An 18,631-nucleotide genomic window follows, 5' to 3' on the forward strand; every position below is an offset into this window, starting at 1 on the left:
TCCGCCACATGGATGTGTTGCAGAGCGTGGCCTGCGCATAGAAAGCTGTCCTACTCTCCGGCTCTGGCGAAAGGCCAGCTCACGGACCAACGCGGTGCGTTGGCTACGTCTATTCTCAGCCTGGGGGTCGGCGCGGTATCCTGATGGTTGGTTCAAGATAGTGTACGCAATTGCGGATTTTTGTTGTTTTCAGAAAGAAAATCACCTGTGACGGGCACTGAATGATACAATTCAGTTAAATTAACGGTATCGTTTATTCATCATATGGTTTCATTGCAAGATAAGCATAGCTTTAGAATTCCTGTGTATGCTCGGGACTTGATCAAAGTGACATCACTCGATCAATTGCGAGATTTACCTAACACACAAGATCTTTGGATTTTGGGTGAGGGTACAAACACAATTTTTACCGAGGATTTCGATGGCAGTGTGCTCTGGGTCCAGTTGCTTGGTATCGAGGTTCAGGAGGAATCTGACGCTTGGATTTTAAACGTTGGTTCCGGCGAGAATTGGCATGCGCTTGTTGAGTATACACTCGCTCGCAATATGCCTGGCTTAGAGAATCTTGCGTTAATTCCGGGAAGTGTCGGTGCCGCACCGGTTCAGAACATTGGCGCCTACGGTGTTGAGCTAAGTGAATTTGTGGTCTCGGTTGAGGGTTATGATCTTGATGCACAAGAGATGCGCCGGCTGCAAAACGCGGCGTGTGAATTTAATTATCGTGAGAGCATTTTCAAGACCTCTCAATTTTCGCGATTTGTGATCACTAGCGTGCAGTTACGACTCCCTAAATCGTGGTCGCCACGTTTAAACTATCCCGACCTTGCCGATCTATCTGCTGCATCAACACCCGAGGCGGTAATGCAACGAGTCATTGAAGTGCGGCAACGAAAATTGCCTGATCCGCAGCAAATCCCCAATGCGGGAAGTTTCTTTAAGAACCCTATTTTAGCTGTGGAAACGGTAGAAGGGTTAAGAGCGCAGTATCCCAATTTGCCTGTTTTCCCGATAGACGCAGCATATTGCAAGGTGCCAGCAGGTTGGCTAATCGACAAAGCAGGGCTGAAGGCGATGCAGGTAGGGGATGCCGGCGTTCATCAAAATCAAGCCTTAGTGTTGGTTAACCGGGGTTCGGCAACGGGCCAAGATATTACCGAGTTGGCACATAAAATTATTGCTCAAGTATATGATATATATGGTATAAGACTGGAACCGGAAGTTCGTTTATTAAATAGTTTTGGGCTAATCCCGAAGGCCCATTGGTGGCATCATGGCGCGTAAAGACATCGATTCGATTCTCATGCAAACTTTGGCAGATGGTCGATTCCATTCTGGTGAGGCGTTGGGCGAAAAGATTGGAATTTCGCGTGCTTCGATCAATAAGCATGTGCAAAAACTGGGCAAACTCGGTGTGGATATTTTTCGAGTTACCGGAAAAGGCTATCGCTTAGCGCAACCTATTCAATTGTTAGATCTCGATGAGATCCGCAGGCATTTACCCCATTCCAGTAAGCATTTAGATATCGAAGTGCTTCATGTAACTGATTCAACCAATGATGTTTTGAAGCAAAAAATTGCCGAGAAGGCGCAACTCAAGCCTGGGGCTGCTGTCCTTGCTGAAATGCAAGCAAAAGGGCGGGGGCGCAGAGGCCGCGCTTGGTTTTCGCCGTTCGGCACGAATCTTTATTTGTCGATGTATTGGCCACTGAAAGACGGACTGAATTCTGCAACAGGGATGAGTGTTGCACTGGGATTGGCTTTAGCCCGGGAGCTATCGCAACAAGGTATTTCTGATGTTGCGGTAAAATGGCCGAATGATGTCTACATCGGCGGCAAAAAGGCGGCGGGAATTTTAGTTGAACTCGAAGGGCAGGCAGAAGGCGAAGGTTTTGCTATCGTAGGAATTGGGATTAACTTAAGCATGCCTGATGACATGCTCGAGATCGATCAACCCTATACGGCAATTCAGGCCCATCAAGACGACCCTGTCGATCGTAACCGCTGGGCTGCTCTCATCGTCCATCGTTGTGCGCACGCCTTAACAGGGCACGACGCAGAGGGTTTGGCGAATGTATTAGCAACCTGGCGTCGCTTTGACTATTTTTACCAGCGCCCTGTCCGTGTATTACTTGGTCAACATGAACATGTAGGTATTGGCTGCGGTATTGATGAAATGGGTGCGTTTTTGGTGCAGCAAGATGATGGCTTAAAGCGGTATTTTGGAGGCGAGATCAGTGTCCGAACCCCTTCTTCTTGAATTTGGTAACACCCGGTGGAAACTGGCACGCGCCGCGGCACAAGGGACGGTTGAATTTATTGCCGTGGGCTCTGAGATTGAGCCACTGCTCGCATACATTCAGTCGGCACATGCTTCCTACTTAGCGGTTGCCAGCGTTGCCCGTGAGGAGCATTTGAATCATTTGCGTGATGCGTGCTCAGGGCGTATTGACGTGCATGAGGCAACGGTGGAAGTTGGTTACGATATTACTTTGTGTTACGAAGACCCAAGCCGGCTCGGTGTTGATCGTTGGCTTACCCTGCTTGGAATGCGACCGGCCAAAGAGTCGGTGGCTATTATCGATGCGGGTACCGCAATTACTCTTGATGTGATGAATGCGGATGGAGCACATTTGGGAGGCTGGATTGCGCCTGGTTTTCGGTTAATGCAGGAAGCCTTGATTCAGAAAAGTAGTCGGTTGCGTATTAGTGAGCAGCAGCCGGTTGGCTTGTTGGGCACCGGTACTGAGGCGGCCATACATTTAGGCTGCCAGGCCAGCCTACAAGGCTTTGCGGCAGAAGCAGTTATGGCTGCAAAAGAATCTCTTCAAGAATACCCAGACCGGATCATCCTTACGGGTGGCGATGCCAAGCTAATTAATAAAAAGGCCCTTCCTCACGGTCCTAATGGCGTCGTAGAGAAAAGGCCTCATTTAGTACTGGAAGGCTTAGCGCAGTGGGTAACGTTCCAAGGGCTAAGCTAAGTACAGACTACTCACGATAAACGATGTTTAAAGTCGTGGTAGTTAAACTTGCGAACTAATCTAAAAATACCGCTTTCTTCAAGAATTCCAATTGCAGGATGCTCAACGCCGTTGAAGTACGTTGTCTTCACCATGGTGTAGTGCATCATGTCTTCGAAAACGACCCGATCACCCGGTTTCAATTTCTTGTCGAAACTGTACTCACCAATGACATCGCCTGCCAAGCAACTATTTCCACCTAAACGGTAGTTGTGTGCCTTTACGCCAGGGAGATCGGCATCGGTAATCGTGGGTCGATAGGGCATTTCTAAAACATCAGGCATATGCGCTGTTGCTGAAATATCCAGAATCGCGATTTTTCCGTTGTTCTCAACGATATCGACAACTTGAGCGACAAGAGGCCCCGTTTGCCATGCAACCGCAGAACCTGGCTCTAAGATGACCTCTAGATCATATTGCTCGCGTAACCGCTTGAGCTGCGCAATAAGATGATCTACGTCATAGCCCTTGCGCGTCATCAAGTGACCGCCGCCAAGGTTTAGCCATTTCATCTGCGGTAACCATTTAGCAAACTTAGTTTCAACGGCCTTAAGGGTGCGCTCAAGGGCGTAGGAGTCACATTCACATAAGTTGTGGACGTGAAGGCCTTCGATACCCGTGAGGTCCTCACCTTCAAGCTGTGACGCTAATACACCGAGTCGTGAACCCGGCGCTGAAGGATCGTAGAGCTCCGTTGACGCTTCTTGATGCTCAGGATTGACGCGTAAGCCCATGGATACCTTTTCTTGTTTCACATGATCGCGATACAAGTGCCACTGAGTAATGCTGTTAAAGGAAATATGGCAGCAATGTTCTAGCAAAATATCCATATCCTGCGGCTTGTACGCGGGCGAATAAGCATGAACTTCCTTCCCGAACTCGTCGGCGGCAAGTTCAGCTTCCCACGCAGAGCTCGCGGTGCATCCTTGTAAGTACTTACGAACCAGCGGAAAGGTGCTCCACATGGAAAAGCCTTTCAGTGCCAAAATAATTTTGGCACCGCTTTCGTCTTGCACACGCTTCATGATTTCAAGATTTTCTCGAAGCTTTTTTTCATTCATCACGTAACACGGTGATGGAATCTGTGCCGACAAGTAAGGGTTGCTCATCGCTATCACTCCTGATTAGTCTGCCAATGGATTCGTATCAACTTCTAACACTTTCCATGGCAAACCATACTGGTTTAAACGCTCCATAAATGGGTCAGGGTCGAACTGTTCCATATTCCACACGCCTGGCTTCATCCATTTTTCTTGGAGCATCAGTGATGCGCCAATCATTGCAGGTACACCGGTGGTGTAGGACACTGCTTGGGCGCCAACCTCGCGATTACACTCAGCGTGGTCGCAATTGTTATAGATAAATATAGTCTTTTCTTTGCCGTCTTTCATGCCGGTAATGTAGGTACCGATACAGGTTAAACCTTCATAACCTTCCGCCAGCGAACCTGGGTTAGGAAGAACAGCTTTTAAGAATTCCAATGGGGCAATTTGCTGGCCGTTAAAGTCGATTGGCTTAATTGACGTCATGCCGATACCTTCGAGCACGCGCAAATGGTTTAAGTATGCATCGCCAAAAGTCATCCAGAAGCGAGCGCGCTTAATCGTAGGGAAGTGTTTAACGATCGACTCTAACTCTTCGTGGAAAAGAAGATATGATGCGCGCACACCCACACCTGGGTAATCAAGATCTTTGCGAACGCTAATAGGATCGGTTTCATGCCAATCGCCATTTTCCCAATACTTGCCCCGTTGCGTGATTTCACGGATGTTAATTTCTGGGTTGAAGTTAGTCGCAAAGGCTTGGCCGTGGTCACCACCATTACAATCAACGATATCGAGGTAATGAATCTCGTCAAAATAGTGTTTTGCAGCATAGGCAGTAAATACATTGGTTACGCCTGGATCAAAGCCAGAGCCTAGTAGTGCCATCAATCCTGCTTCTTTAAAGCGATCGTGATATGCCCATTGCCAGCTGTATTCAAATTTAGCTTCGTCTTTAGGCTCATAGTTGGCAGTATCAAGATAGTGCACGCCTGTGGCTAAACAAGCATCCATGATTGGGAGATCTTGATATGGCAGCGCGACATTGATGACCAGCGCTGGCTGCACTTTTTCAATAAGAGCAACGAGTTCATCTACGTTATCCGCATCTACTTGGTAAACGCCTACAACCCGATCTTTCCCTGCTTCTTCTTGCAAGCGCTCACATTTTGATAAGGTGCGCGAGGCGAGATGAATTTCACCAAAATACTCAGGAAGCATCGCACATTTTTTAACAACAACTGAACTGACGCCACCGGCACCAATAACTAAAACTCGAGACATAATATTCACCCCTTTTTTGATGCTTGGGTTATGTATATAAAACGGGCGCGATTGTGCCTACGCCCGTGTTCAAAAGCAATCGTTTGTCGATTAATTTCTGCTGTGTTCGACCCCTAGATGCTCTACCAAGAATGCCCATTGATCGGCAATTTGCTCTATTCGCATCCAGGTTGGAGTGCCAGCGCCATGGCCAGCACGGGTTTCAACACGCAGTAATATTGGGTTATCACACCCTTGGTCACGCTGCATGACAGCCGCATATTTATAACTGTGCCATGGTACCACACGATCATCGTGATCGCCTGTGGTGATCAAGGTTGCCGGATAGCAAACACCGGCTTCAGTATTGTGAATGGGTGAGTAGGCATACAATGCTTCAAACTCATCACGATTCTCACTTAAACCATAATCATCACTCCAAGCCCGAGCGTTTGCGCTTGGCGTGTGGTAGCGCAGCATATCCAATACGCCCACGGCAGGCAGTGTTGCTGCAAAGAGCTCAGGACGTTGTATCGTCACGGCGGCAACTAGCAACCCACCGTTTGAACCACCTTGGATGGCCAAGCGATTCGGATTGGTATATTGATGCTCGATAAGGTACTCAGCAGCCGCAATAAAATCGTCGAATACGTTTTGCTTATTTAGACGCGTGCCGGCTTGATGCCATTCGAATCCATATTCACCACCACCCCGTAGATTCGGCAGCGCCAAAATTCCACCTTGTTCAAGCCAGACCAAGCGCGCTGGGCTAAACCCAGGCGTGATAGACACATTGAATCCGCCATAACCGTGCAGCAGAAGAGGAGCATTCCCATCAAGCGCTGTTGATTCATGGCGAACAATGAACATAGGAATGCGCGTGCCATCTTTACTCTCGTAGAATACTTGTTCCGTTACATATCCAGAGAGTTCGGCATTGACTTGCGTTTGTTGGTGTAAATCAATGGAACCATCACTAATATCGAACCGATAAACAGCTCCAGGCTGGGTAAAACCGGTCAGTCTAAAGAAGGTTTCACGATGATTCTTATCGCCACTGAATCCAGAAACAGTACCTATTTCGGGCAGTTCAAGGGCTTGTTGGAAACGTCCGTGGGCATCATAGAGATGAACCATGGATTGCGCGTCTTTTAGATAGCTAGCAAAAAAAGTTCCGCCCACATAGGAGATGCCACCTAGGGTTTCATCACGGGCTGGAATAATCTCTTGCCAGTTTTCTTGTGCTGGATTATTTACATCCACAGCGATAACACGGCCTGTCGGAGCATCTTGAGTTGTGGAGAAATAGAAAATATTACCGTCGGTTTCGATCAGCGAGTAAAGGCCATCCCACGCATCAAATAATGGCTGCCAGTTAGCTGTTGCATCAGAGCGATCCAGCACATAAACCGCATTGGCGATATAGCCATCCCAGTGGGTGGCCATTAGGAAGCGACCATCGCTTGTGACTGTCGGATAGGGGTTAATTGGGCGTTCGCTATCAACCGCGTAAATTTGCTCGTCGGCACTTTGCACGGTGCCCAACTGGTGAAAATAGATTTGCACGGTTTGCTGATCATCGGCGAGACCATCATCACCGTCAGGATAGCGGCTGTAGTAGAAGCCAGACTCGTCCGGTAACCACGTTAAATTGGTGAACTTGGTTCCGGTAATCGAAGTAATTAAATCCTCTCCGGTGGTGATATCGCGAACTTTGAATTCAACCCAATCGGAACCGCCATCGGAGACGCCATAGGCTATGTAATTGGCCCGGGGACTGACGTAGACACGAGAAAGGGATACCGTCCCGTCGTCACTCAGCTGGTTGGGATCAATTAACACGCGGCCAGGGTGAGTCACATCGTCAGTGACATACAAGACAGACTGATTCTGTAATCCCTGATTGCGATAGTAAAAATAGAGATCGTGGACACGGAACGGTGTGCTTAAGCGCTCGTAATTCCATACTTGCGTTAAGCGATCTTTGAAAAACTCGCGCGTTGATAAGCTTTCAAGATAGGGAAAGGTAAGCCTATTTTGTTGGTTCACCCACTGCTGGGTTTGCTCAGAGTTCATATCTTCAAGCCAACGATATGGGTCGGCCACCTCGATGCCATGATAGGTATCTATCTGAGAAACCGTCGGCGTATCCGGGTATTGTGGACCTGCAGGCACTGCAGTGTCGGGCTCGTAGGTTTGTGAACAGCCTGCGAGCAAAAGAAGGGCAGAAATCACTGCAATGTTGCCCGCTTTTTTATTGATATTAGTTATATACGAACCCATGATCATCCTTATGATAAATCAAAAATATCGATTGTTGAGGCAATTACTATACCGATAGGCGTGCTTGCGCACAAACGTCACGTAGATAGCCTTCAGCTTCTTTTTTACCTTGCAAATTCCAGCGCTTAGCCAAGTCTTTGAGGGGCGCGTTACTCATCAATGCCTCGTATATCTGTGGCTGCAGATCGTCAGGAAAGGTGATGAGTTGATAATGCAGGGCGGCGGCCAGAACTGGCTGTACCAACCCAAAATTTATCCAGCTAGCAAGAAACGCAATCAAGGTTTCTTGCAGATACCGTGAGAGCATAATTTGATCACTGGCTGTTAGCTTAGTGACAGGCAGTACGTAAAAGAAGCGGTCTTGGGGTTGTTTGATTGCTTGAAAAGGCAGCGTGAGCATATTGCGATGCTGTAAGCAATCAAGTTCGATTGTCGCCGAGTGGGTTAACGGATACAGCATCAATGCCGAAACGTAACCACTGGCGGCATCGGTTCGTTGTCCAAAACGTAATAGCCGAAAGCCCGCATGACGCCAAAATTTGAGAAGATCGTGCGCGGCACCAAAACTGGTTCCAAGGGCAAAGTAGCCAGACGTTCGATAGAAATTGAGAATACGCGTAAGGAACTTGGACCCCCAGCCCTGATTTTGCAATTCTGATGCCACGACTATGCGCGTGATGCGCGCATAGGATTTCCCCATGAGTTCTTTCTCACGCAGGTGATACCCCACAGACTGGGAGATAAGGTGACCGGGAATGCGGCGCTTACCTTGCCAAACGGATTCTCGCAATTCTCGAGACATCGGTGTTTCAAAGGCTAGCCAACAGGCGCAAATTAATGTCTCTCCCAAATAACCCATAATCAGTTGCTGCTGGGGATCGTCGAGCAACATGCGAACGTCATTAGGCGATGATTGATAATGCGCGGCCATCAACAGGGTGAAAACATCGGTAAATTCATGCAGCGCCAGATCAGTGGGCTTGGCAAATCGAATGGTTAAATCGAGCTTAAGATCTGCCTCTGTTAGCTGCGGTGGATTTCCCTGGTACATGCAGAAGGTTTCATTTAACAGGTGTTCAAGCGCATCCTGTTCGGGCCAACGAATGGGCTTAGTCAGTGTTAGCTCACAGACGTTATCGAAAGCCTGGGGCAAATGCTTTTTCAACCGCAGTGAGAAATGACGACCAGCACATTCATAGCCTTCGGATGTACTTGCAAGGATTAAACGTTCCGAACGCCGCAGGCAACGATTGATAACATGAGCAGGAACACTGGCTGCTTCATCAATAACTAGCCATTCCGTTGGCGTTTGAGGTTCCCAGTCAAGGAGTTGATCCGGCGGAATAAAGCGAAAAGAACCACCTTCAGCTCGCGCAAGCAAGGTGTCGGCTTGCGCCTTTGAGGGGGCACAAATGGTCGCGGTGATCGCGCGGGTCGCGATCCAATACCCGAGAATGCTCGACTTACCCCGGCCTCGTGCAGCTTCAAGATAAGCAACACAGGAACTTTGTTGTGGAAGGAGTTCATCGAGTTGCGCCAATAGTTCTTGCTGTTCGACGGTTGGAGAGAAAGGGGGTGGTTCACTGTCACATTGCGCGGATGCAGATACTATCAGCTGTTCTAGCTGGTTCAAATCAGCCAGTGGCTGCACACACGGAAAGTCATCACTGAGATCGAGTAGTCGCTCAAGCGTAGCGGTGATTTGTTGCAGGTCGCAGTGAATCAGTATGGCGCCATCGCGCCGGACGGTTCCGGCTAATGCGACGAGCGCATCTGCATGCATGCCTTGGCGAAAATCCAGATACACAAGTTGATGCTCAACGCCTAGGTAGCGACGGTATTGCGCCAAATGGCGTTGATCGAGCGCGCAGAAAAGTTGATTTTCAGGCAAGCTAGGCATCTCGAGCCTGTGGTCGAGCAAATAAAGCGTTCGCGTTATTGTCAGTGTGTGAGTTGCGTTCACAGCATCCCTGTTTTATGCATAACCATTAAGCGGCGATTGGGCCAAAAAAAAAGCGCCGAACTCGGCGCTTTTTGATCACCGAATGTTTTAAAACAATGCCGCGTTAAAGAACTTTCCAAGCACCGTATTAATAAACACAATGGCAAGTATAGCGGGAATAAAGGTAGTTAGAGAGAAGCTGACATATTTTTCTAATAAGCCACCTCTGTAGTTCACGGCACCTTCATTCAGTGCATCATGAAAATTGTTCTTCTTCCAATGCCATACCACGAACAAACAAATGAGCAATCCATTGAGTGGCAGCACGGTGTCGTAGAACACGTCATAGATCACATCGAAAAATGAATGACGGCTGCCGCCGTAGCCAACGAAATCAGTGAAGAACGCGACCATCCCAAATGAGGCTGTCGCAATCAGGGTGAGCACACCCATGGTTACGGCCAATACGCCTAACGCTTTTTGCCGCGATACATTGTATTTTCTGACAATTGTGGCTGTGGGAACTTCGATGATAGATACCAAGGAGGTTATCGCCGCCACGAAAACTAATAAAAAGAAAATAACAGCAACAATACTGGCACCCAAGTAACCAATCGAAGCCGACAGCGCAAGGAAAATTTGCGGAAGGAACGTGAAAATCATAGCGACTGAGGATTCGCTAAGTTCTGCAGGATTGGTATTTGGATTGATGGCAAAAATTGCCGGAAGCACCATCAAGCCCGCAGTAAAGGCAACCGCTGTATCGGTGATAAGAACCAGTTTACTGGCCCCTACTAGATTATCTTTTTGGCGCAAATAAGAGCCGTAGGTGATGAGAATACCCATCCCCAGTGATAATGAGAAGAATGCTTGCGACAGCGCACCACTAATCACACCGCCATCCACCTTGCTAAAGTCGGGAATAAGGAAGAATTGAACCCCGGCGAATGCGTTGTCGAGCGTAAGTACGAAAATCACGAGCGCTATGAGCATAACAAACAAAGCAGGCATCATTAATCGTGCTGCGCGTTCGATACCGCCGCGAACACCACTCACCAGAACCATATAAACAATGGCTGCGACCATGAGTAAGTAGCCAAATACACTGCCGTGATTAATAAACACGCCGAAATAGTCAGGATCGGCAATAACATTGAGATTACCGAACAGGGTTTGCACTAAATAGCCAAGAATCCACACGGTAATGACCATGTAGAACACCCCAATCATAAAGGGGGTGATCACCGCTAACCAACCGGCAAAGCGCCATGGGTGCTTTGAGCCGGCAATGGCGGCATAAGCGCCGTGGGGATCAGATTGAGTGCGGCGGCCTAGCCCCATTTCCGCAAGCATGATCGGCAAACAAATGAACACAACAAAAAGTGCATAAATGAGCAAGAAAGCGCCGCCCCCATTTTTAGTTGCAGCGACGGGGAAACCGACCATGTTGCCAATACCTACTGCAGACCCTGCAGCGGCGAGAATAAAGCCAATTCGAGAGCTAAAATGTTCGCGAGCTGTGCTCATAACTTGTACCTGTTCTTGTTGTTTTAATAATAATTCGTAAATGGATGACCTGAGAGGCAGGTTCATCATAGTGAAGCTGACAAAGCGTTATATCAGGTTTTAGCCCATGTGAGCAAACACCATGGGCTTAAAGTCGTGCTCCTTGCTATAAGTGATAGCAGCGTTTATCGCTCAGTCGATGTTCACTTTGTCGGCTTTTCAGATATATAGATAGTGATTTCACCCGTAATAACTGGCGTACCATCGGAACGAAAGCCCGTCACCTTGACCGGTAAATCACCACATTGCCATGCGTCGGGCGATGTTTCTGCAACAATGCGAATGTCTGAATTGGCTTTGGCCGTGTATTGCACCGTCATGCCCTTCGGGATCCAACGCAGGTGTTTGGGAATCGAGGCTTCGGCAAGGGCACCCATCGCCATCTCTAAACCGTTACAGAGAGCAATCGCATGAACTGTACCGATATGATTCTCAACTGCTTTGCGCTTCTTAAATGTAAGCTCACAGAAGTTCGGACGTAGCTCTCGAATGGTGGGCCGGATGCTTTTGAAGTAAGGCGCTTTGCGGGCGAACATCATAGAAAAAAGATGGCGGCCAAAAGGAAGCTTTAAGGTTTTGTGGTAAATACGTAACAAATAATTAGACATCGCCGTAGCGCCCAAATCACAGAATAGAGGTAAGTTATTGTTTCGCTATTTGCTTAGTACGTCAACGCCTCGCATAGGTGATATTTAGTGGGAATTCATGCATGATGTGAGAAATTTACATTCTCGAGTGAATCAATCAATGTCTAATTTCCCCCCGTGTCCCCAATGTCATTCCGAGTACGCATATTCCGATGGCGCGATGATGGTGTGCCCTGAGTGTGGCCATGAATGGTCTGAATCTGCGCCAACCGAGGAACAAGACGTTCCGTTAAAGCGTGATGCACATGGCAATGAGTTGCACGATGGAGATACGGTGACCGTTATTAAGGATCTGAAAGTAAAAGAGTCGTCGCTAGTGGTTAAGGTAGGTACTAAAGTGAAAAACATTCGCTTGGTTGATGGCGATCACGACATTGATTGCAAAATCGATGGCATTGGCCCGATGAAATTGAAAACGGAGTTTGTGAAAAAGGCGTAGCGCTATTTTTCATGGTTGAACGAATGGAGTGTGGTGATGAAGCAAGAAAGTGTGCGCGTTGCTGTGATCGGAGCAGGCCCAAGTGGATTGGCTGCGGCTAAAAATTGTCTTGAAGCGGGCCTCGAGGTTGTTGTATTCGAGAAAAATAATCAAGTGGGCGGCAACTGGGTATTCCGATCGAAAACAGGCCACTCCAGTGTGTATGAAAACACTCATATCATCAGTTCGAAAGCTTGGTCTGAATACGAAGATTTTCCAATGCCCGAGCACTATCCTGATTATCCAAGCCACGAGCAGTTACAAGCGTACTTTCATGCTTATGCTGAGCACTTTGGCGTGCTAGACGCGATTCGATTTGAAACGGAAGTGCTTCAGGTTGAGCCCGAAGAGGATGGTTTTTGTGTCACTTGGCGCGGCGCCACAGCTCATGACGATGACGCAGAGCAAACACATTTCACCCATGTGATGGTCGCAAATGGCCATCATTGGTGTCCCCGTCACCCTGAGTTACCTGGCACATTTTCGGGAACCTATCTCCATTCCCACGACTTTAAAGGTGTGAATGATACATGGCGGGATAAATCGGTACTGGTGATTGGCGCCGGTAATTCAGCCTGCGATGTTGCCGTTGAGGCCGCTCGCGTGGCCAAATCTGTGCACCTCAGTATGCGAAGCCCACAGTGGTTTTTGCCAAAGTTTATGTTTGGATTACCCAGTGATGTGTTGGGTGCCAAAACACCCACCTGGTTTCCAAAGCGTCTAAAACAAAGGTTGATGACCTGGCTAGTGCGACTTCTGCAAGGTGATTACGAGAAGAAATATGGTTTGCCTAAACCCAAGCATCCGTTATTGAGTCATCACCCTACAGTAAACTCTGATTTGCTCGATTTTATTCGGCACGGACGCATCACTCCTGAGCGCGCTATCAGCAAGGTTGATGGGCAACAGGTAAGTTTCGCTGATGGCCGGCGCGGTGAGTTTGATATTATCGTGGCATGTACCGGTTTTCGCACCGTCTTTCCTTTCTTTCGAAAGGAGATCATTGATTTTGAGCACAGTGAAAAAGTACCCCTTTACCTGAAGATGATGCCCAAACAATGGGATCGACTTTACTTTATTGGCCTATTCCAGCCACTTGGATGCATTTGGCCGTTGGCGGACTATCAAGCAAAGCTGGCAGTACGGGAAATTCAGGGGTTATATTCACGACCTCTCAATATGGACAAGGCGATCCAACACGAAATGGACAATCCACATTATCGGTTTGAAGGTGGCCCGCGCCACGCCAGCGAAGTGGACTATCACCAATTTCGGCAAGAACTTCGTTCAGCGCTGGCAATGTCAGGATTAGAGATTGGGACGCCACCCGAGGGTAAAAAAGGTCGGTACAAAGACTTCTTTACGAAGAAGGTAAAACCCCTTTAAAAAGCAAAGGAAATTGACGAAACTTCCTGCCCTCGTAGCTATCCTCTAACACCCAGCGGCGCAGATCGGTCGGGCTATCGGATACAGCGAAAAAATGTTCAAAACGACGCAGGGCAGCCTGCGCCGACTTTGGCAAGTGCTGTTGCTGAGCATAGAACGTCACATTATCTTGCACGATCGCCATTTTCTCTGGTGACGCGATGAGTTCATCGAGCGCGCGCTCGTAATAATCGAGCGTTAGCGGATGTTCTGAACGTTGCTCAAAGCGTTGGGAATTCCGTCTAGTCATATTCAGGCATACGGGAAAAATGGATACGCTGTAATTGGCCATCATCTAGAACAAAAAAGTGCTCACCATGCTCTTCTGAGAACTCGCCCAAACGTCCGCGCACAATAAGTAAACGTGAGTCGGCTCGATAATCAAACCATTCGTCATCCCCATACCAGCAGCAAAAAGTATCATCGAGCACGCGTGCTTCTCCAGTGCGGACGTTGACAAGACCGGCCATCGCGCAACTGGTGCCGCAGCCCCAGGTCGTAAACACGTATTCGCCGGCAAAGTTAATGTCTTGGGCAGCAGCGTTGGTAAGGCGGGTGCGAAACGTTCGCGCGGGGGGCTCATCGACATTGGGGGCGACCCGTTCGCCCGTGTACATGTCAGTCACTGGAAAATCTGAGAACATGGGGACGCGCATACCGTGGGCGCAGGCGATGGCAAAATAAACGATTGCACCGAGCAACAGGGTTCGAGTCATACATTTTAAAGGGGACATGGCGCCTCCGACATTGTGTGCTCACGCACTCAACTATACGTTTTACCATGGAGTATAGACAACGAAGGCTTTGCGGCGTTAAAAAAAAGAGCCAGCAGGGGATGCTGGCTCAAGCTCGTTGCTAGCGTACAGCAAGCCGGCAAACTTGCTGTATCTGATTAAACGCGCAAGATAAAAACTTGGATCACAAAAAAATCATTCGCGCGTTACTTTGATTATTTTTCCAGCAGAATGGTCGGTGAGTAAATACAGTGCGCCAGTTTCTGGGTGCATGGCGATATAGCGAATGCGCTGTTCAAGCTCGGCAAATAACGTTTCTTGGCTGGTTAGCTGATCATCCTGATAGCGCAAGCGAACAACCTTTTTTGCGGCAAGGGCTGGCACCAAGAAATCACCATTCCAATCGGCAAACATGTCGCCTTGATAAATTAGAAGACCCGACGGTGCGATAGAGGGCGTCCACTCAAATTCAGGGCCGGAAAGGCCGGGAAGATTTTGATAGGGAGTGATTTTTGCACCTGTGTAATCAACACCGCCCGTGACCAGCGGCCAACCATAATTCTGACCACTGCGTAACAGGTTAATTTCATCGCCGCCACGGGGGCCATGCTCACTAATAAACATAGCGCGACGCTCCGGATGCCAAGCAACGCCTTGCACATTTCTATGACCAAAGGTAAATATTTCCGGCTTCGCTTTGGGATTAGAAATTAGCGGATTATCCGAGGGCACGGTGCCGTCGAGTTCAAGTCGAACAACACTGCCAATGTGATTACTAATACGCTGGGCTTCTTCGCGATAATCAAATCCATCCCCTAGGGTAAGAATGAGGGTGGAATCGGGCATAAAGGCAATTCTTCCCCCGTAATGGGCACTGCCGCGTTTATCAGGGCTGGCGCGGAAAATTAGATGAAAGTTGGTGAGTTCGCTGCCATTCCAAAAACCTTTGCCCAAACATGTATTGTTCGCGCGCAAAGTACCACAAGCCCAGCTCAAAAAAACCGTTCTATCGCGGTTAAAAGAAGGACTAAGGGCTACTTCAAACAACCCCGCTTGACCGTCAACGAGCAGATCCTGTAACTCTGGTGTTACGTCCGTTAATGCATCGGTTGCGGAATTGACCAACCAGAGTTTTCCGGCGCGCGACGTGACGAGCATTTCCTCTTTCGGTAGAAATGCCATCGACCATGGAAACTCAATAGTCGCTGGTAGCGCTGTTAACACATAAGCAGGCGCAACTTCATCCCTTTCTTCAGGCTCATTAGTATCCGCAGCGAATGCGTCATTGAAACTAGATAACAACAATGTGCTGAAAACCGTGACAATACAGGTTTGGAGCAAACGACAGGGGTTCATTGGGACGCTCCTACAGTCGGATCTGTTGATGTGCTTACTTTTCCTCGAAAGGTACGGCGAAAATAGCGACTTAACAACGCGTAGATAGCACCACCACTGACCGCACTGAGTACCATGAAAAAGGTTCCTGCAGTGGTTCGCGTAGCTGCGATTAATGTTGGCATTGGGGCCACATGATCAATAAGTTGCAGTGCAAGCCAAAAGCCAATTCCCGTTCCGGCTGCGCACCAGCCAATAAACTGGCGCTTTTGAATACGGGCAAAACCATGGGCAACGGGCAGGGAAAATAGAAAAGTGATTGCCATAATCAGTGTTAGAAAGGGGGCAAAATGCACTAAGTCGTAGCAGGTAACCGCCAGCCGAGTGTGAAAATCTATGTCTGGGCCAATGGCACTGATGGTGAGTAAGTTGAATTGGGTTTGGATAACGGAGCCCAAAGCGCCCGCAAAAACGACGGCGAGGATAAACCCACACAGGTATCCTAAAATCCGTTTTCTTCGCGATGGTTTTTTCGACATAGTATTCCTCAATGGTGTTCAGCAGGGCTGCAACGTTCTACTCCAAGCCTCTTAACTTAGCGAACTCTTTACAGAACATCCACTTTTAACGGATAAGTGAACACGATTGTTTCCTATGAAAAAGGTGATTAAACCATCTCAGCGTACACCTGTGCTTGTACGTGTCGCAAGAAGCGGATAGAGTGAATTGCATAGAGGTAAGACCAGAGGAATTAAGGCACATGAGTCAACATTATCCGCATATGCTCGCCCCCCTAGATTTGGGCTTCACTCAGCTTAAAAACCGAGTACTAATGGGGTCGATGCACACCAATTTAGAAGAAGAACGAGGTGGCTTTGAAAAGCTCGCCGAATTTTACGCGCAGCGTGCGCGCGGAGGTGTCGGTTTAATCGTGACAGGGGGGATTAGTCCGAATGTGCGGGGACGGTTAGCGCCATTTGCAAGTCAGTTATCCAATCGCTTTCAAGTGAGCAAACATCGGCGGGTGACGGATGCGGTACATGCTGCAGGCGGCAAGATTGCCATGCAAATCTTGCATGCGGGGCGCTATTCCTATCATCCATTTAGTTTGGCACCCAGTGCAATCAAGGCCCCGATTACGCCGTTTAAACCTAAAGAAATGTCGGATGCTCAGATAAAGCGCACCATAAAGCACTACGCACGTGCGGCGAAACTCGCACAGAAAGCGGGCTATGATGGTGTGGAGATCATGGGCTCGGAAGGCTATCTGATTAATCAATTTATTTGTCGCCGAACCAATAAACGCACTGACGGCTGGGGCGGTGATTTTGAAAATCGAATTCGCTTTCCACTAGAAATTCTAAAATCAGTGCGAAAGGCGGTTGGCGAAGATTTTATCGTGATTTATCGCTTATCCATGCTGGATTTAGTTGAAGAGGGAAGCACCCTTGATGAGGTGATTACCCTAGGCAAAGCCGTAGAGCAGGCTGGTGCCACTATTATCAACACCGGTATTGGCTGGCATGAAGCGCGAGTTCCTACCATTGTCACCTCGGTTCCGCGTGCTGCCTTCCGCTGGATTACGGCGCGACTCAAACAAGAACTGCGGGTGCCAGTGGTTGCCACCAACCGTATTAATACGCCAGACATTGCCGAAGACATTCTAGCCAACAACGAAGCGGATATGGTCTCGATGGCGCGTCCGTTTTTGGCCGATCCTGACTTTGTGAACAAAGCGGCAAACGGCAAAGCTGATCGAATCAATACCTGCATTGCGTGCAATCAAGCGTGTCTTGATCATGTGTTTGAAAACAAGCGCGCGAGTTGTTTGGTCAATCCGTTGGCTGCCTATGAAACGGAATTGGTCATGAAGCCCACTGAGCAGCCCAAGAAAGTAGCAGTGGTGGGCGCGGGGCCAGCGGGATTAGCAGCGGCCTGCTTTGCCGCCGAACGCGGCCATGAAGTGCATTTATTTGATGGGGCCAAAGAAATAGGCGGCCAGTTTAATTATGCGAAGCAAATTCCGGGCAAGGAAGAGTTCCATGAAACCATTCGTTATTTTGCAAACCGTGTAAAAGATGCAGGGGTTCATTTGCATTTAAATTCCAAACAAAGTGCGGAAAGCCTACAAGGGCAACAATTTGACGATGTGATTTTGGCGACTGGGGTGCTGCCGCGGCGGGTTGATATTCCGGGGATAGCGTCGAAAAAAGTACTCGGTTATCTTGATGTTTTACGTGACCACACCATAGTTGGCCATCGCGTTGCAGTGATAGGTGCTGGCGGTATTGGCTTTGACGTATCGGAGTATTTAACCACGCAGAAGTCGCCTACCCTTCATCCAGAGGAATGGCACGGAATTTGGGGTATCGATCAAGATTATAAAAATCCTGGAGCGCTGCTGGAGCAGCCTCTGGCCGACCCGTCGCCGCGCAAAGTTTATTTGCTTCAGCGCAAAGAAACAAAGGTGGGTGCCGGTTTGGCGAAAACCTCGGGTTGGGTGCATCGCAATGCACTGCGACACAAAGGCGTGAAGATGATCAATGGTGTCACCTATAAAGAAATAAATGATCGCGGCATCGAGATTGAACGGGACGGAAAGTCAGAACTGCTCGAAGTAGATCATATCGTGATCTGTGCTGGCCAAGAGCCGCTGAGAGCCTTGCAACAGCCCCTTGAAGACGCGGGCTTGCGTGTACACTTAATAGGCGGGGCTGATGTTGCGGCGGAGCTTGATGCCAAGCGGGCAATACGTCAGGGAGCGGAAGTTGCTGCAAAACTCTGATCAATTTTGAGTTAAACCGCGTATCCTGAACTATATTGAAAGCACTTGCGAAAGTAAGTGCTTTTTTATTTCACTGCTAGCGATCAGTAAACTTGGCGTATTCATACGTA

General features: G+C 48.6%; 16 protein-coding genes. 6 read left to right on the forward strand and 10 right to left on the reverse strand.

Translation table 11 applies throughout. The annotated features are described in order from the left end of the window. The first annotated feature begins 264 nt into the window (after window positions 1–264). From murB to HXZ99_RS10040, 3 genes are read left to right on the forward strand one after another with little or no spacing between them, the layout of a single operon-like run. Window positions 265–1,281, forward strand: a complete 1,017-nt coding sequence (murB, locus tag HXZ99_RS10030) for a UDP-N-acetylmuramate dehydrogenase (RefSeq protein WP_228517906.1) — start codon at window positions 265–267, stop codon at window positions 1,279–1,281. Continuing rightward, window positions 1,271–2,257, forward strand: a complete 987-nt coding sequence (gene birA, locus HXZ99_RS10035; RefSeq protein WP_194757169.1) for a bifunctional biotin--[acetyl-CoA-carboxylase] ligase/biotin operon repressor BirA — start codon at window positions 1,271–1,273, stop codon at window positions 2,255–2,257. The genes murB and birA overlap by 11 nt, the downstream gene beginning before the upstream one ends. Beyond that, window positions 2,235–2,981, forward strand: coding sequence for a type III pantothenate kinase (locus HXZ99_RS10040; protein ID WP_194757170.1), 747 nt, complete (start codon window positions 2,235–2,237; stop codon window positions 2,979–2,981). Before birA ends, HXZ99_RS10040 begins: the two co-directional genes overlap by 23 nt. A gap of 11 nt (window positions 2,982–2,992) precedes the next feature. Here the strand turns inward: HXZ99_RS10040 and nspC are convergent, their stop codons facing one another. The 6 genes from nspC to HXZ99_RS10070 all read right to left on the reverse strand — a co-directional run bounded on the left by nspC (window position 2,993) and on the right by HXZ99_RS10070 (window position 11,725). Continuing rightward, complete coding sequence (gene nspC, locus HXZ99_RS10045; protein ID WP_194757171.1) at window positions 2,993–4,129, reverse strand: carboxynorspermidine decarboxylase; 1,137 nt, start codon at window positions 4,127–4,129, stop codon at window positions 2,993–2,995. Window positions 4,130–4,144: 15 nt separating this feature from the next. Beyond that, window positions 4,145–5,347: a saccharopine dehydrogenase family protein gene (locus HXZ99_RS10050; protein WP_194757172.1), complete on the reverse strand. Its 1,203-nt coding sequence runs from the start codon at window positions 5,345–5,347 to the stop codon at window positions 4,145–4,147. Window positions 5,348–5,437: 90 nt separating this feature from the next. Further along, window positions 5,438–7,609, reverse strand: a complete 2,172-nt coding sequence (locus HXZ99_RS10055) for a prolyl oligopeptidase family serine peptidase (protein WP_194757173.1) — start codon at window positions 7,607–7,609, stop codon at window positions 5,438–5,440. A gap of 46 nt (window positions 7,610–7,655) precedes the next feature. Further along, window positions 7,656–9,572 (reverse strand): GNAT family N-acetyltransferase, encoded by a 1,917-nt coding sequence (locus HXZ99_RS10060; protein WP_194757174.1) that lies wholly within the window; start codon window positions 9,570–9,572, stop codon window positions 7,656–7,658. Window positions 9,573–9,659: 87 nt separating this feature from the next. Further along, entirely contained in the window at window positions 9,660–11,078 is a 1,419-nt protein-coding gene (locus HXZ99_RS10065; RefSeq protein ID WP_194757175.1) for a sodium-dependent transporter, read from the reverse strand. A gap of 182 nt (window positions 11,079–11,260) precedes the next feature. After that, window positions 11,261–11,725 (reverse strand): hotdog fold domain-containing protein, encoded by a 465-nt coding sequence (locus HXZ99_RS10070; protein WP_194757176.1) that lies wholly within the window; start codon window positions 11,723–11,725, stop codon window positions 11,261–11,263. A gap of 139 nt (window positions 11,726–11,864) precedes the next feature. Here HXZ99_RS10070 and HXZ99_RS10075 point away from each other — a divergent pair, with 139 nt between their 5' ends. Further along, the gene (locus tag HXZ99_RS10075; protein ID WP_194757177.1) at window positions 11,865–12,203 is read left to right on the forward strand and encodes a zinc ribbon domain-containing protein YjdM; all 339 of its coding nucleotides are present in this window, start codon (window positions 11,865–11,867) and stop codon (window positions 12,201–12,203) included. A 36-nt stretch (window positions 12,204–12,239) separates the two neighbouring features. After that, window positions 12,240–13,628 carry a flavin-containing monooxygenase gene (locus tag HXZ99_RS10080; RefSeq protein WP_194757178.1) on the forward strand — a complete coding sequence of 463 codons (1,389 nt, stop codon included), beginning with the start codon at window positions 12,240–12,242 and terminating at the stop codon, window positions 13,626–13,628. Here the strand turns inward: HXZ99_RS10080 and HXZ99_RS10085 are convergent. From HXZ99_RS10085 to HXZ99_RS10100, 4 genes are all read right to left on the reverse strand, one after another. Further along, entirely contained in the window at window positions 13,603–13,917 is a 315-nt protein-coding gene (locus tag HXZ99_RS10085) for a hypothetical protein (RefSeq protein ID WP_194757179.1), read from the reverse strand. The two genes, HXZ99_RS10080 and HXZ99_RS10085, sit on opposite strands and share 26 nt — an antisense overlap. After that, entirely contained in the window at window positions 13,910–14,401 is a 492-nt protein-coding gene (locus tag HXZ99_RS10090; RefSeq protein ID WP_194757180.1) for a hypothetical protein, read from the reverse strand. The genes HXZ99_RS10085 and HXZ99_RS10090 overlap by 8 nt, the downstream gene beginning before the upstream one ends. A gap of 195 nt (window positions 14,402–14,596) precedes the next feature. Beyond that, window positions 14,597–15,757 (reverse strand): PQQ-dependent sugar dehydrogenase, encoded by a 1,161-nt coding sequence (locus tag HXZ99_RS10095; protein ID WP_194757181.1) that lies wholly within the window; start codon window positions 15,755–15,757, stop codon window positions 14,597–14,599. Then, window positions 15,754–16,275 (reverse strand): hypothetical protein, encoded by a 522-nt coding sequence (locus HXZ99_RS10100; protein ID WP_194757182.1) that lies wholly within the window; start codon window positions 16,273–16,275, stop codon window positions 15,754–15,756. Before HXZ99_RS10100 ends, HXZ99_RS10095 begins: the two co-directional genes overlap by 4 nt. A gap of 221 nt (window positions 16,276–16,496) precedes the next feature. Between HXZ99_RS10100 and HXZ99_RS10105 the strand changes: the two genes are divergently transcribed. Beyond that, window positions 16,497–18,521 carry an NADPH-dependent 2,4-dienoyl-CoA reductase gene (locus HXZ99_RS10105; protein ID WP_194757183.1) on the forward strand — a complete coding sequence of 675 codons (2,025 nt, stop codon included), beginning with the start codon at window positions 16,497–16,499 and terminating at the stop codon, window positions 18,519–18,521. Window positions 18,522–18,631: the final 110 nt, after the last annotated feature.

Source organism: Aliidiomarina indica (assembly GCF_015354615.1).
Classification (GTDB): domain Bacteria; phylum Pseudomonadota; class Gammaproteobacteria; order Enterobacterales; family Alteromonadaceae; genus Aliidiomarina; species Aliidiomarina indica.

Excerpts from the sequence above, each read along its gene's own strand:
- HXZ99_RS10055 (WP_194757173.1), bottom strand. The coding sequence starts at position 7,609 with ATGGGTTCGTATATAACTAATATCAATAAAAAAGCGGGCAACATTGCA.
- HXZ99_RS10080 (WP_194757178.1), top strand. The coding sequence starts at position 12,240 with ATGAAGCAAGAAAGTGTGCGCGTTGCTGTGATCGGAGCAGGCCCAAGT.
- HXZ99_RS10085 (WP_194757179.1), bottom strand. The coding sequence starts at position 13,917 with ATGACTAGACGGAATTCCCAACGCTTTGAGCAACGTTCAGAACATCCG.
- HXZ99_RS10095 (WP_194757181.1), bottom strand. The coding sequence starts at position 15,757 with ATGAACCCCTGTCGTTTGCTCCAAACCTGTATTGTCACGGTTTTCAGC.
- birA (WP_194757169.1), top strand. The coding sequence starts at position 1,271 with ATGGCGCGTAAAGACATCGATTCGATTCTCATGCAAACTTTGGCAGAT.
- HXZ99_RS10075 (WP_194757177.1), top strand. The coding sequence starts at position 11,865 with ATGTCTAATTTCCCCCCGTGTCCCCAATGTCATTCCGAGTACGCATAT.
- HXZ99_RS10100 (WP_194757182.1), bottom strand. The coding sequence starts at position 16,275 with ATGTCGAAAAAACCATCGCGAAGAAAACGGATTTTAGGATACCTGTGT.
- HXZ99_RS10105 (WP_194757183.1), top strand. The coding sequence starts at position 16,497 with ATGAGTCAACATTATCCGCATATGCTCGCCCCCCTAGATTTGGGCTTC.
- nspC (WP_194757171.1), bottom strand. The coding sequence starts at position 4,129 with ATGAGCAACCCTTACTTGTCGGCACAGATTCCATCACCGTGTTACGTG.
- murB (WP_228517906.1), top strand. The coding sequence starts at position 265 with ATGGTTTCATTGCAAGATAAGCATAGCTTTAGAATTCCTGTGTATGCT.
- HXZ99_RS10090 (WP_194757180.1), bottom strand. The coding sequence starts at position 14,401 with ATGTCCCCTTTAAAATGTATGACTCGAACCCTGTTGCTCGGTGCAATC.
- HXZ99_RS10070 (WP_194757176.1), bottom strand. The coding sequence starts at position 11,725 with ATGTCTAATTATTTGTTACGTATTTACCACAAAACCTTAAAGCTTCCT.
- HXZ99_RS10050 (WP_194757172.1), bottom strand. The coding sequence starts at position 5,347 with ATGTCTCGAGTTTTAGTTATTGGTGCCGGTGGCGTCAGTTCAGTTGTT.
- HXZ99_RS10065 (WP_194757175.1), bottom strand. The coding sequence starts at position 11,078 with ATGAGCACAGCTCGCGAACATTTTAGCTCTCGAATTGGCTTTATTCTC.